This window comes from Nostoc sp. (assembly GCF_036919555.1).
GTDB lineage: Bacteria > Cyanobacteriota > Cyanobacteriia > Cyanobacteriales > Nostocaceae > Nostoc.
Map to the genome: position 1 here is coordinate 35,095 of NZ_JBALCS010000054.1, position 11,728 is coordinate 46,822.

An 11,728-nucleotide genomic window follows, 5' to 3' on the forward strand; every position below is an offset into this window, starting at 1 on the left:
CAAAAAACTACCAATCACTTTAGATGAACACTCCTTTCTCAAACTCAAAACCCTTTCTAAACAATCTAATATCTCTATGGCCGCTATCATCCGGCAGCTTATCTCTAAAGCAGCTACGGAATGATATTAAGGAACAAAGCGATCGCCAAGTAGAACTACGGAAGACCATTGATCGCATTGAAGTTACTGTTAATGAACAAAGCCAAGTTTTAAACTTCATTGCCCAGAGGCTATTAACTCCCAACCAAGACCAACATTAAGAACTCTAAAATACTAAGGAACCGAAGATAATGACTTACCAAGCCATATATGATGATGGCTATTTACAAAATGAAGTTTGTATGGATAGGTTCCCTAGTTATGTTCAAGGGCTAGTCGCAATCAATAAAATGGCTCAGACCAACCCTGTAGAACTCCCTGACGCAGATGATTTAACCCTTGATGACCTTATTTATCTTGAGGATTTATTCGGAGCTTATTAAGGTCTACAGAGACACCAATAAACCTCCGTAGGTCTACTAGCACCTACGGGGGTTTTTCAATGGGTTCTAAGGTAGTTTAGGTCATCTTAAAATACCAGAATGATTGTAAACAGGTTAACCTTGTGTACCAGTTTATGCCTTAATGTGCCAGTTCTGGGTAGCCCAACCATGTTAGCTATGTTACAATGATATCAAAGACATCAAAGATATCAGAGGTTAATCAAATGGTTACTAAATCCAGAAAAACTATCCCTGTGCGCTTCGATGATAATCAGTATGATGTACTGACACATAACTATATTCAATACATGGCTGATACTGGGCTTAGGTTATCCTTGAACACATATATAAAACTGAAGTTGGGACTAGTGGAACCCGTAGACAACCCACAAGTATAAATACCTATTCCTCTAGATAGATGTTTAGTTTTCTTTATATTCTCTTAAGGTTTGTAGGTGGTAATCAGGGACACCCAGAGGCTGAAACCCTTATTCTACTGTTGATATTCAGAAATGACAAAATATTTATAAGTAAGGCAAAAGGGATACACCAATGAAAAGACAAGACGCACAGCAGACACTAAGACTTTCTACCGATGTTCAGGCAAAGCTACTTCGGGTAAGCAATAAAAAACAGAAGCCAGTATCAGAGATTATCAGGGATGCGATCGGGCTTTACCTGAGCCTTCAAGATGATGACTAGACACCAAATAGGGCAACTAGCTGGTAACTGGTCGCCCTAAGACCAAAGATTCAAAGTAAACAAACAACAGGGCTAAATGCCCAAGGATTCAAATAATGGCCTTCTCAAAAGCAAAATACTCAGAAGAAGACAATATATTTAATGATAACACAGATACCTATACTCAGTCAAGCGCCGATATTAACTGGAGTAACCCAGTTCTAGAGGAATCAGAGAAGGCAGCTATTAAAAACTGGACTACTACTAGTGATAGTTATGACAAGCTGTTGTGGCAGTCATCCAGGATAAATAAAGACATCATTGAATCTGATGAATACATCAGAAGTAGATATGAGAAAACAATAGGGTGTGATATGTCTCGCCTTCCTGACCCTAAAGGTGATTATGATGCGCTAGGTAGAATACAGAAGTTAAGAAACATCATCCACTTTGCTTACTACAATAACTCTAAGTTAGGTAAAGAATCCCTAATATTTGATATGTGGGCTAGCTGGGAACTGCAATATAAATACCAGATTAATATCTTAACCAAGGATATTGAATGCGATGGTAAAGTAGTTGACCCAGAGGAGCTTTATCATGATTCTTGGATGACTTACACCCGCGCTTTAGGTGTTGGCATAAACAACAAAGAACAGTTTATTTCATTACTACTAAACTACTTGAGGGATAACAAAGTTAACCCCTGGTTAAAACTAATGAATGATAATGTGTATCTTGTGTCCCCTGAAGAGTTCATGGCAAAGCATGGGTTTGACCCAAATAGAATGTGTGAGTTCATCACAGGGGATGATAGAGAGCTACAGCAGTTTCTCTGGTTGGTTCAGTTCACAGGAGTTATGGCTAGAACTTACAAACCAGGATGTCAGCATGATCATATATTAGTTCTCATGTCAGCCGAGAAAGGACAGAGAAAAACATCCTTTCTCAGGGAGATCGCTAAAGACCCGGCATCATCAGAGCAAAACTCTAAATATTATGTACAGCTAAGAACCTTGAAATCTGATAAGAAAGATGTAGAAAGGCTCAGAGGCAAGATTATAGTTAACCTAGATGAGTGTGACAGCGCGTTCAGGGGGGCTAACTCAGATGACCTCAAGGAAGCCATTTCTAGTAGGTCTGATAACTATCGCGCGTCTTATGGCAGAGTTGCTAAGGATTGGGATAGAACTTGTGTAGTATTTGGGACTACTAACACTACTGGGTTGATTCAGGACTACTCTGGTGATCGCCGTATATTCATTGTCCATGTTAAAAAGCAGATTGATACTGATTGGGTAAAGGATAACTGGGCGGATTTCTGGGGCTTTTACAAGTGGGCTTACAACCAGATGGAAAAAGGCGACACTACACATTACCGCAACTGGTTAAACAAGACTGAGGAAGATTTGGTAGTTGCCAACCAGTCAGAGTATAAAGCGCGAGAGCCTTGGTTAGATGCACTTGAGGGCGTAATGGATGTTTTAGAGCAAACATATCCCGCAGTTGCGATTAAGTCCTCAGATATCCTGGCAGTTATTGGGTCTGAGATTGAGAGTAAGAAGCGATACATCTCTGACCACATCAAAGACATACTGAAGGCAGAAAGAGGGTACACAGAGGGTAGACCAAGACTATTAGGGGGTAAACAGCCAAGTAAACCCGTTATGTATCTATTGGGTGCTGATGAGGACAAGCCCTATTTGGCATCCAGAGAAGACATTTATTCTGCTTATCAGAGTTATCTTAAAGGGATCTACCCAGAGGATAAGCCAGCTAACCGGAGGAATGCCGAGGCTTTTAAGGCTACTCAGGTTAACCCTGAAGTTATCCTTAACGCACCTAGCCTATTACCCCCTGCCCCTGTAGCAGTACTTTTAGGTACAGAAGTTGACCCTGATGATACCCCCTTCTAAACCCCTGAGTCCCTTTTGAGTTCCCTGAGTCCCTAAAAAGGGACTCTGAGTCCCTAGTTGAGTCCCTTTTTGAAACCCTTGAAAACTTTACTCTGTCTAGGTTGTAGGTCTCTGAGTCCCTATAGTCCCTATAATATTTCAAACTTTCCTACAGAGAGAGACAGATAATCAACAGGGGGCTACAGCTACTACTACAGTAGAGAAATGTTGTAAAAAACAGGGACTATAGGGACTCAGAGAGCTACAACCATTACCCACTAATGGATACAGCCATTTCAAAAAGGGACTCAGAAGGGACTCAGCAGGACTCAAAAGGGACTCAAACAGCTAGAACCATTACCCAGCAAGGATTGTATGGATTTATAAAAAAGGACTCAAAAGGGACTCAGCTAACCATAGCCCCTTGAGAACCCCTGGAATATTCAACCCCGGAGGATAATACGATGACCAATCGCTACATAGTAGACCATCTGAATAATACCGGAACAGTTATTTTAAACGGCAAGACCTACCCCGACTACTTTGTAGACTCTGTTGAGGCAGACAGGGGTAGTAATAGAAGCCCCTATGATTTTGATAGTACTAACAGCTATGTTATTACCTTGACCAATGATGAGGGGGTTACTTGGTTAGAAATCATTTACCGTAAGGATTGCGATAGTAACTTACAGGGTTTTCTCTCGGCTGTTAAGTTCCCTGGCTAGAACCACCAACGCACAACGGGGATATCTAAATGACTGAATAGGGGTACAGACAACACCAAAAGACCCAAGGATACCTGATGACCCCTAAGCAACTATTTATTTATAAAAAACTAAACCCGGCACAGAAAGCTTTATACAAGAAACTGACCCCTGAGCAAAGACAAAGGCTCCTAGAGGTCTTAGGGCGCAAGCAAGCTGCACAACGGAGAACAAAGAGAATCGCAGCATCATCTAGGAGGGTAAAATAATGGCTAACAAGAAACCCTGTGTAGTCGATTTACTACCAGATGACATTAAGGAAGCTGTAGACGCACAGTTAGCTAAAAGTATTCCAGCCCCAGCGATCGCTAAATGGTTAGTAGTAAGGGGTCATAAGGTAACATCTCGGCAGATTTATGGCTACAAGGCTAACACAGTCCCCAAGGCTACTCTAACTACCCCCGTAGACCCTAATAGCTATGATGACTACTCAGACGCGGATAAACTCCAGAGCTTACTAAAGACTACATTAGTTACCATAGATACCTTGAATGATTCCTTTAAGGTCACTGGCGACCTAAGCACTGTCAGAGCGCTACGAGAAATGATTGAGACTGCATCAGGGCTTCTGAAATACCAGCTACAGTACAGCCAGCCTGACCCCATAACCCATGTGACTTTTCAGATAGGGAGCCTAGAGGAATCATTAGGGTTTCCTGAAGAGGATTGGGAAAACCAGACGCACTATGGTAATAATCAGGGAAATATACCCCATGATTAGGTAAAGCCCTTAAAATACCCCAGAACCCCCTAGATTACCCCAGAACCCCCTAGAGATACAAATGCCTCTAGGGGGTTTTTGATGCCTCTGTAACCTATTGTGACCCCTGACGCTTTGCGATCGCCAATAATGTCACCAGGATTATGAAACCAGACAACCTCAAGTCCTCGCAAAAGCCTAGAACTCGGTTTTACCCCAATCTGACTATTTACAAGTGACACATAAGCATTGCTTCTAATGCAAAACCCCTATGAGTAGTTACTAGCTACGCACAGGGTTATCTAAATACTTTTCAAATAAGTTCTATGTCTATCATAACACACATTGCGCCTAATGGCACAAGTAAAAACTCCGATCATTTTCAGGATTCCTTTAGCGATCGCCTAGCCTGTGGTAATGCCTGGGAATACTCCCTAGTCGCGCATCTGAAGACCTACGGGTTAGACAAGGTTTATCAGGTTGATCAATATCTACCCTATCGGTCTGAGGTTTGTTACTGGCAGAATAACCCCATGAAACCAGATCCCCAAGGTTGGCGGGATAACCCTAAGTCTAATCTACCACAATCCTTATTTGCCAAGTTCCAAAGGGACATTAGGGTTATCCACAATGGCCAGGGATACAACGTAGAGGTCAAGTCTGGGGTTGATAAGTTCAAATACCCTAACATCCTAGTCGGTGGTATAGAGACTAGATGGGAGCGCTATAGATTCCCGGTTCACTTTGTAGTAGCCATCGATCGCACCACGGGGGAAGCCAGGGTAACTGAGGCGGACAGACTAACCAGGGAAACTAGCTGGCATCGCGTCAAGTCCCAAGAGTTATCTTACTCAGTGCCGAGGCAGTTATTCAAACCTCTGGATAGCTGGTTAGATTTTATCAAAGGTTAAGTGATCCTATGGTGGGCAGGATGGGTAACTCACAACTATATTGCTTGTATAGTAAGAGTTAACCCATGTTTAAGTTACCCGCATTTGTTTTATTGACCTTGGCGATCGCTGGGTATCAGCCGACCCATGAGTTCACTGTTTTACCTCACAGGGAAATGGTTACGGCGGATAATGGTGTACCTATTGCTCTTGAGTTCAAATATGAGAAGCGCGGCGAATGGGGTAAGACTTACACAGGAGTAACCGCATACTGTGCCAACGGGCAGCCCTCAAGTACCCCTATGAGTACCAGTGAGAAATACAAACTATCCGAGCCGGGTTTTATGACTAACTTGGCGGACATGGGTAGACCCTCAGAGCTTACTTATTATACAGTTAGCTACCGGGGGATTACAGAAGTGCTACAGGAAGTCTGTAAGGCAACTGAGGAAGATCAAGATTAGTAAGAGTCAACCCCTAACCAAGCGCTTTTGTTGACCACCGGCTATCCGGTGGCTACACTGGTAGATGTAAACAGCCCCAGAAGTCCCTAGTAGACCGAAGGTCTAGGATTATTGCAGGTTTAAGCCGCGCCATCCTGGTAATGGAAGCGCCGATAAAATCTGGTGCTTTAATTACAGCTACCTACGCAAATGAATTTGGCAGGGATGTCTATGCATTACCTGGAAGACTGGATGATCATCCATCCCAAGGGTGTTTAAAGTTACTGAGTCAGGGAGCAACCTTCATTCTTAAGGAAGTAGACGAACTATTAACAATGCTAGGAGCAATACCACAAATTGATGGAGTTGAGGCTTCGACAGCACCAGAACAGTTAAGTTTGCCAACTTTGTCCCTAGAATTGCAAACGGTAATGAATGCGTTCGCAAGTGATCCTTTATCCTTCGATTTTATTGTCCAACAAACCGGCATGGCGGCTGGCTCGGTTTCCGGTGCTTTGTTACAGTTGGAACTTATGGGTTTAATTTCCCAACTGCCAGGAATGCGGTATCAAAAAAGTTAACAGTTAAAAGACAACAAGACTTTACTACTGTATACGTGCTTGTATACAGCAGTAAAGTCTTGTCTACATTATGTTTTTTATTTGACTTTCTGTGGTAGGTCTGCTGCTCTAAGCTTTAACAGAGTTCTGTCTTGCTCACAAGTCAGGAATACCCTTAAACGAGCGCCCATATTTTAGTTACCTCGGTAGATTCTTTCTCCGTATTTATTTATTTATCTTCACATAGCTTGGTTTTGTCATGCCTACCTACTTACCACCCTTATTCTACATAAGCAAAATATAATAACTATATAAAAATCACATACATCTAGTTAAATACTCGGATAAAATAAAAGTCAGGATAAATACATATATTAAATATGTGTTTTATACCAAATTATATTTCATCAGAATTAGCAAGCTACCTTTAAAACAATGATGCCATTCGTACAACCGACTAATACTCCAACTCACGAGATTAAAGAGAATCTTCAGCAATTTTGTTTCTGTACTCTAGCTATAGGTGCAAAGTATCGTAAACTCGCTGTTGATTTAGCAGCAGATTTAGAAAAATTTTCATCCCAACCACTGCTTATCCTGACTGACAAACCACAAGATTTCAATCAGTCTTCCCAGCTACTAGTTTTTAAGCACTCCCAACAGAGTGTAGGATGTTACCACGATAAACGCTACGTTATTGCGAAAGCTCTATCTCTTTACGATGCTTGTGTGTTTGTTGATGCTGATATGCGAATTTTAAAAGATGTGGCACAAATCCAGTGGCAACCTGGTATCTCGGCTCGCAGTTGTGCAAACATTCTGCAACACTATCAACCAGTCGAGGATAGACCAGATCGCATCAAACGTATAGAGATGATTAAAAAATGTTCTCAAAAATTCAATCTGGACTTAGAGCAAGTCAACTTTGTAAGTGAGTTTATGTTTGCTGTTGCTAAAGATTCAGGCAAGGAGATCAAGTTCTTAGAACTGTGGGAAAAAATTGGCAACTACTTTGAGCTAAATGGAATATATGACAGTGAGGGTAGTGTAATCGGACTAGCGGCAGCTGCTCAAGAATTTCCCCTCCGACATCAGGAAATGCCAGAAATTGAATTTTTCAATGACAAAATTGATGCTATTAGAATTAGAAAGGCACAGGTAGATCAGGAAAACTGCAAGTCTATTTCGAGAATCATAAACAGAAGGCATTCCCACAGCGCTCACTCCTCGAAAAAATTACCAGCCGCATTGGGAAGTTCGCAAGATATCTCTATTTTTTAGCCGGATTGCGAGTTACTACATTAAAGGATTTTGTTTTTTACTATAGCTAAAAAAATTAAGTTTTTGCAGAAAGTTTAAAACCACTGCTTAATTGTCGCCTATCTCCCCCGAAATTTTTTGTTCTCCAGAGTAAGTTAGTTATTACTGCTGAGGCGATTAACTATCTTTAAGGATGAAACTAAAAATAGCGACTCACTTGATGGAACTTTAGAAAATATGAAAATAGGATATCTTCTTCATCGCTTAAGGTTAGGACTACACAACAAGTGGTGGCTGTTTAGCTACAGTTGGCGAGAGTTTCAGTTAAAGCTACAGTTCTACTGGCTTATGTATCAAAGCAGTAAAAGACTAGATTTTAGTCAAAAATCGGCGCTCATATTTGCTCCTCACCAAGATGATGAAGTACTCGGCTGTGGTGGCATAATTGCGCTCAAGCGAGAACAAGGTGTGCCTGTTAAGGTTGTTTTTGTCACGGATGGTGGAGCTTCCCATGCGGATTATTCTAAGATTACCCGCGAGGAAATTATTCAAATCCGTAGACAAGAAGCACTCACTGCTTTGAATATCCTGGGTGTTAATTCCACAGATATTCACTTTCTCGATAAACATGATGGTGGACTGCGCTGGATGACCCAAGCAGAGCGAGAACAAACCATTGAGGAAATAGCTTTGTTGTTGCGTGCCTTTAATCCCAATTAGCCAATTATCTTGGAGGGTAATACTGGGGATTTATAACTGGAGATTGATAACCGTTTGCGGGTACAGGATTCACAACAGGGGGCTGATAACCATTCATCGGTACAGTGCCTGTCGTACTATTGGGTACAGGACTCACAACAGGGGGCTGATAACCATTTGCGGGTATAGTGCTTGTGGTACTGTTGGGTGTAACAGCATTTTGGCTAAACTCTTGGTAGGCAGCACGAGAAATTGAGCTAATCAGTTTTTCGGCGCGAGGGTCGTTATTAGGGCGTTGTACCATCACAGCAGCTATGTAGCGCTTGCCAGTTGGAACAACTATTAAACCTGCATCTGCCAACATTGTGCCAATATCACCCGTTTTGTGGTATATTCTTGCGCCTGTTCCCAAACCCGATGGTAGCAGAGTGTCTTTCTGAGTGCGACGCAAGATATCGAGCATTAGATCGCGTGATGGCATACTCACCAAATTTCCCTGACTCACAATCGCCATCAAATTCCCCAATTCCCTCGAACTAGTGGTGTTTGTCCCTTGCAAATCTGGGAGTTGATTACGAATGATTGTGTTTGTCAATCCCCAAGTGCGGAAACGCTGGTTTAAAGCATCCATTCCTCCCAATCGGGCAATCAACATATTTGTCGCTGTGTTGTCGCTGATGGTAATCATTTGAGTGGCGACTTCCAAAGCAGCGTACTTGGTTCCGGCTGGTTTATATTGCAGAGTTCCCGAACCGCCAGCTACCATATCCTGTTGCATGGTCAGCATTTCATCTAGGCGAATTTTCCCTGCATCCACATCCTGGAAAAAGGCAATTAGAACCGGCAGTTTAATTGTGCTAGCCGCCGGAAAACTGGTTGAGCCATTGACATCTACATAATTACCAGTATCTAAATCTACTAAGAAAACTCCGGCTGCAAGATTTGGGTTGCTGTCCGCCAAATTTTGCACGGCATTTTTCAAAGGGATAATTTCCTGGGATAGGTATAGGCTAGAAACTGCGGCTGGGGGAGTTTGAGTAGGTTGTGGCTGCGATCGCACCACATTACTATTAGATTGTGGCGTCGAATTTGTGCTGATGCGATTAGCTGGGTCTAATACTGACAACACCGTGCCTACAATTGCACCCATCCCAACACCCACAATCAACAATCGCAGAATATACAGCATAGTTTTGGCCATTGGCTTTAACCGCGTTTTCCGCGATGAGCGCCGGCCTCTTTTTGGCATTTCCATCCCCACTGTTTTGACCATCACAGCACCTGGTCGAAAGGGAGGAATTTTCCCCTTCACAGTAGGTATTGGTTTTACTGCCGATGGCATGACTAACCCCGATTTTACCCGACGTGTAGCACCAGGGATTGGGGCAGGACTGATTTGATTTTTTGGGCGTGTTAGCGCCGCTTGCCGTCCATTCGCACCTTGCTGCTGGCTGTTAGCTTTAACTTTCTTCTTTACCACTTTTTGAACTTTTTGTGGACGCTGGCGGCGATTTAAGGGTTGACGCCGCGAGAAAGCTGTTAGTTCGTCACTTGACTCTGACACAGTTACTCCTTGTGACCCACTTGACTGTTTTCTTGCAGACTCCTGACCCAAAACTTAATCTTTAAGCAATATTAATACTTAAATTCTACTTTGCCGCTATGTAGCATTTTTGTGTTTAGTTTAAGCCTAATTATTTTGGGGGGATGATTGCGTATATATTAAACGAATAATTACAAGTTTTCACCATCCCTCTGGTTTTTAATCGCCCATTCTACCTGCTGCAAAATCCCTCGCAGCATGGCTACTTCCCCTGTTTTCAGGTAAGCGCGATTATACAGTTGGCGAAATTTTTCCATCCGACTAGCTGCCGTATGCGGATACACATAACCAATTTTCAATAATAGTGATTCTAATTGCTGGTAGTATGCTTCCACAACGTCTATTGGTGCAAGCTCAGTTTGGGGTAAGGTCTGAATGTCAGGTTGTTTTACAGATTGTGACAATTCATAACAACAGATTGCCACAGCAGTAGCCAAATTCAGGATTACATAATCTTGACTTGTGGGAATGCAAACAAACCTCTGAGCATAATTTAATTCTTCATTGCTTAATCCCCGGTCTTCTCTGCCAAAAATAAGTGCTGCGGGTTTTTCTGGTTCCTCCAGTAACCAGGGTAGTGCAGTCCGGGGGTTTTCTAAAGGTGTTTGCAAACTCCGAAAGCGACCAGTGGTAGCGATCGCCCTGACACATCCATGCAATGCTTCTGGTAAGGTCGGCACTAATACCGCAGATTCTAAAATTTCCGTAGCATGAACAGCCATCATCAAAGCTTCCGACGATAGCGGATCGCATTGGGGATTTACTAATACTAAATGATCTAGCCCAAAATTTTTCATTACCCTGGCGATCGCTCCGATATTTATCGGCCCAGCTGGTTCTACCAACACAATTCTTAATCCACCCAAGCCCATTTTTTGCCTCCTGCGATCGCACCATAAGATATTTTTAGGCTAACTTTCAGCATTGTGGTTCTGCTGAAGAGTTTCCTTGAAATCATTTTAGCTGTGTAAGTGAATGCCTGCGTCAGGTCTGAATAGTTCAGCCCAATCTGTGCCGTTCAGCTAGTCGTTCGTCACTATTTATTTGTAGCAATCTAATTGTTGTACGTCCTGAAGGCGTTAATCCCACCAGATTTAGTTCTAAAAAGGTGAAGTGTTCAGCCCATTTCTGGGTGCGTGGGTTGAAGAGAAAACTAAAAGCCCCTGTTTCTGGATCAAACGATCCTAAGTCAGTGCCTTTATGACGATTACATCGCCAGCAGGTGAGGGCTAAATTATCAGCATCAGTTGCACCGCCGTGCTTTTGGGCAATAACATGATCGATTTCATGGGGAAAAAAAGCAACTCCTGCGGGTAACTGGCAATATTCACATCTATAGTTTGCCCGTTCTTCTACCAGTCGGCGAAGAGCAACCGGAATATAGGTTACACTCACGGTCAACTGGTCAAATAAGATAAGTTACCTGCTTTAATCATCACAACTAAGTGTTCAATACGTTCATACTCATCTAGTTCTTTCAACTCTGTGGGTGTGAGTTCACCTGCGTTACTGCGTGCTAGCAAGATACGCAACCGTTCTTGCATTTCGAGAGTGGGTTTAAATTTAGCAATTTGTTCAGGAGTGGGGTTGCTGGCCAGAAAATTGAGGATATATCGGTAAATTTGTGCTGGTACAGCTGGTTGTTGGAGGCTCAGAGCAAGTAATTCAGGTAAGCGATCGCCTACTTGTGCTAGTTGTTGAGATAGTTCCTCTGATACTTCCAGGGTGATTTTCGGCATGTTGCGCTTTCC

At 42.6% G+C, this 11,728-nt stretch carries 16 protein-coding genes and 1 pseudogene; 12 read left to right on the plus strand and 5 right to left on the minus strand.

Annotation, left to right across the window (positions count from 1 at the left end; all coding sequences use genetic code 11):
- The first annotated feature begins 23 nt into the window (after nt 1-23).
- From V7K36_RS16450 to V7K36_RS16480, 7 genes are all read left to right on the plus strand, one after another.
- Nucleotides 24-260, plus strand: a complete 237-nt coding sequence (locus V7K36_RS16450; protein ID WP_335117438.1) for a hypothetical protein — start codon at nt 24-26, stop codon at nt 258-260.
- Between the two features lie 30 nt (nt 261-290).
- On the plus strand, nt 291-482 hold the full coding sequence (locus V7K36_RS16455; RefSeq protein ID WP_335117440.1) for a hypothetical protein: 192 nt from the start codon (nt 291-293) through the stop codon (nt 480-482).
- A gap of 224 nt (nt 483-706) precedes the next feature.
- Nucleotides 707-880, plus strand: a complete 174-nt coding sequence (locus tag V7K36_RS16460) for a hypothetical protein (protein ID WP_335117442.1) — start codon at nt 707-709, stop codon at nt 878-880.
- A 154-nt stretch (nt 881-1,034) separates the two neighbouring features.
- Nucleotides 1,035-1,184, plus strand: coding sequence for a hypothetical protein (locus tag V7K36_RS16465; protein WP_335117444.1), 150 nt, complete (start codon nt 1,035-1,037; stop codon nt 1,182-1,184).
- 95 nt (nt 1,185-1,279) lie between these two features.
- Entirely contained in the window at nt 1,280-3,079 is a 1,800-nt protein-coding gene (locus V7K36_RS16470; RefSeq protein WP_335117446.1) for a VapE domain-containing protein, read from the plus strand.
- A 443-nt stretch (nt 3,080-3,522) separates the two neighbouring features.
- A complete protein-coding gene (locus V7K36_RS16475) occupies nt 3,523-3,783 on the plus strand; it encodes a hypothetical protein (RefSeq protein WP_335117448.1) in 261 nt (86 codons plus the stop codon).
- A 247-nt stretch (nt 3,784-4,030) separates the two neighbouring features.
- Nucleotides 4,031-4,543, plus strand: coding sequence for a hypothetical protein (locus V7K36_RS16480; RefSeq protein WP_335117450.1), 513 nt, complete (start codon nt 4,031-4,033; stop codon nt 4,541-4,543).
- Between the two features lie 29 nt (nt 4,544-4,572).
- Here V7K36_RS16480 and V7K36_RS16485 read toward each other — a convergent pair whose 3' ends face one another.
- A complete protein-coding gene (locus tag V7K36_RS16485) occupies nt 4,573-4,764 on the minus strand; it encodes a hypothetical protein (protein ID WP_335117453.1) in 192 nt (63 codons plus the stop codon).
- An 84-nt stretch (nt 4,765-4,848) separates the two neighbouring features.
- Between V7K36_RS16485 and V7K36_RS16490 the strand changes: the two genes are divergently transcribed.
- From V7K36_RS16490 to V7K36_RS16510, 5 genes and pseudogenes are all read left to right on the plus strand, one after another.
- Nucleotides 4,849-5,433, plus strand: a complete 585-nt coding sequence (locus V7K36_RS16490; RefSeq protein ID WP_335117456.1) for a hypothetical protein — start codon at nt 4,849-4,851, stop codon at nt 5,431-5,433.
- A 65-nt stretch (nt 5,434-5,498) separates the two neighbouring features.
- Entirely contained in the window at nt 5,499-5,876 is a 378-nt protein-coding gene (locus tag V7K36_RS16495) for a hypothetical protein (protein ID WP_335117458.1), read from the plus strand.
- 80 nt (nt 5,877-5,956) lie between these two features.
- Nucleotides 5,957-6,436 (plus strand): annotated as a pseudogene (locus tag V7K36_RS16500) (DNA-processing protein DprA); the annotation flags it as partial.
- A gap of 414 nt (nt 6,437-6,850) precedes the next feature.
- Nucleotides 6,851-7,696 carry a hypothetical protein gene (locus V7K36_RS16505; protein ID WP_335117460.1) on the plus strand — a complete coding sequence of 282 codons (846 nt, stop codon included), beginning with the start codon at nt 6,851-6,853 and terminating at the stop codon, nt 7,694-7,696.
- 216 nt (nt 7,697-7,912) lie between these two features.
- Nucleotides 7,913-8,395: a PIG-L deacetylase family protein gene (locus V7K36_RS16510; RefSeq protein WP_335117462.1), complete on the plus strand. Its 483-nt coding sequence runs from the start codon at nt 7,913-7,915 to the stop codon at nt 8,393-8,395.
- Nucleotides 8,396-8,399: 4 nt separating this feature from the next.
- Here V7K36_RS16510 and V7K36_RS16515 read toward each other — a convergent pair whose 3' ends face one another.
- The 4 genes from V7K36_RS16515 to V7K36_RS16530 all read right to left on the minus strand — a co-directional run bounded on the left by V7K36_RS16515 (nt 8,400) and on the right by V7K36_RS16530 (nt 11,716).
- Nucleotides 8,400-9,938: a serine hydrolase gene (locus tag V7K36_RS16515; RefSeq protein ID WP_335117464.1), complete on the minus strand. Its 1,539-nt coding sequence runs from the start codon at nt 9,936-9,938 to the stop codon at nt 8,400-8,402.
- Nucleotides 9,939-10,108: 170 nt separating this feature from the next.
- Nucleotides 10,109-10,849 carry an RNA methyltransferase gene (locus V7K36_RS16520; protein WP_335117466.1) on the minus strand — a complete coding sequence of 247 codons (741 nt, stop codon included), beginning with the start codon at nt 10,847-10,849 and terminating at the stop codon, nt 10,109-10,111.
- Between the two features lie 127 nt (nt 10,850-10,976).
- Nucleotides 10,977-11,372 (minus strand): HNH endonuclease, encoded by a 396-nt coding sequence (locus V7K36_RS16525; protein ID WP_335117468.1) that lies wholly within the window; start codon nt 11,370-11,372, stop codon nt 10,977-10,979.
- A gap of 2 nt (nt 11,373-11,374) precedes the next feature.
- The gene (locus V7K36_RS16530) at nt 11,375-11,716 is read right to left on the minus strand and encodes a hypothetical protein (RefSeq protein ID WP_334832849.1); all 342 of its coding nucleotides are present in this window, start codon (nt 11,714-11,716) and stop codon (nt 11,375-11,377) included.
- Nucleotides 11,717-11,728 lie beyond the last annotated feature (12 nt).

Excerpts from the sequence above, each read along its gene's own strand:
- V7K36_RS16460 (WP_335117442.1), top strand. The coding sequence starts at position 707 with ATGGTTACTAAATCCAGAAAAACTATCCCTGTGCGCTTCGATGATAAT.
- V7K36_RS16490 (WP_335117456.1), top strand. The coding sequence starts at position 4,849 with ATGTCTATCATAACACACATTGCGCCTAATGGCACAAGTAAAAACTCC.
- V7K36_RS16455 (WP_335117440.1), top strand. The coding sequence starts at position 291 with ATGACTTACCAAGCCATATATGATGATGGCTATTTACAAAATGAAGTT.
- V7K36_RS16510 (WP_335117462.1), top strand. The coding sequence starts at position 7,913 with ATGAAAATAGGATATCTTCTTCATCGCTTAAGGTTAGGACTACACAAC.
- V7K36_RS16495 (WP_335117458.1), top strand. The coding sequence starts at position 5,499 with ATGTTTAAGTTACCCGCATTTGTTTTATTGACCTTGGCGATCGCTGGG.
- V7K36_RS16450 (WP_335117438.1), top strand. The coding sequence starts at position 24 with ATGAACACTCCTTTCTCAAACTCAAAACCCTTTCTAAACAATCTAATA.
- V7K36_RS16505 (WP_335117460.1), top strand. The coding sequence starts at position 6,851 with ATGATGCCATTCGTACAACCGACTAATACTCCAACTCACGAGATTAAA.
- V7K36_RS16530 (WP_334832849.1), bottom strand. The coding sequence starts at position 11,716 with ATGCCGAAAATCACCCTGGAAGTATCAGAGGAACTATCTCAACAACTA.
- V7K36_RS16475 (WP_335117448.1), top strand. The coding sequence starts at position 3,523 with ATGACCAATCGCTACATAGTAGACCATCTGAATAATACCGGAACAGTT.
- V7K36_RS16480 (WP_335117450.1), top strand. The coding sequence starts at position 4,031 with ATGGCTAACAAGAAACCCTGTGTAGTCGATTTACTACCAGATGACATT.
- V7K36_RS16470 (WP_335117446.1), top strand. The coding sequence starts at position 1,280 with ATGGCCTTCTCAAAAGCAAAATACTCAGAAGAAGACAATATATTTAAT.
- V7K36_RS16520 (WP_335117466.1), bottom strand. The coding sequence starts at position 10,849 with ATGGGCTTGGGTGGATTAAGAATTGTGTTGGTAGAACCAGCTGGGCCG.
- V7K36_RS16465 (WP_335117444.1), top strand. The coding sequence starts at position 1,035 with ATGAAAAGACAAGACGCACAGCAGACACTAAGACTTTCTACCGATGTT.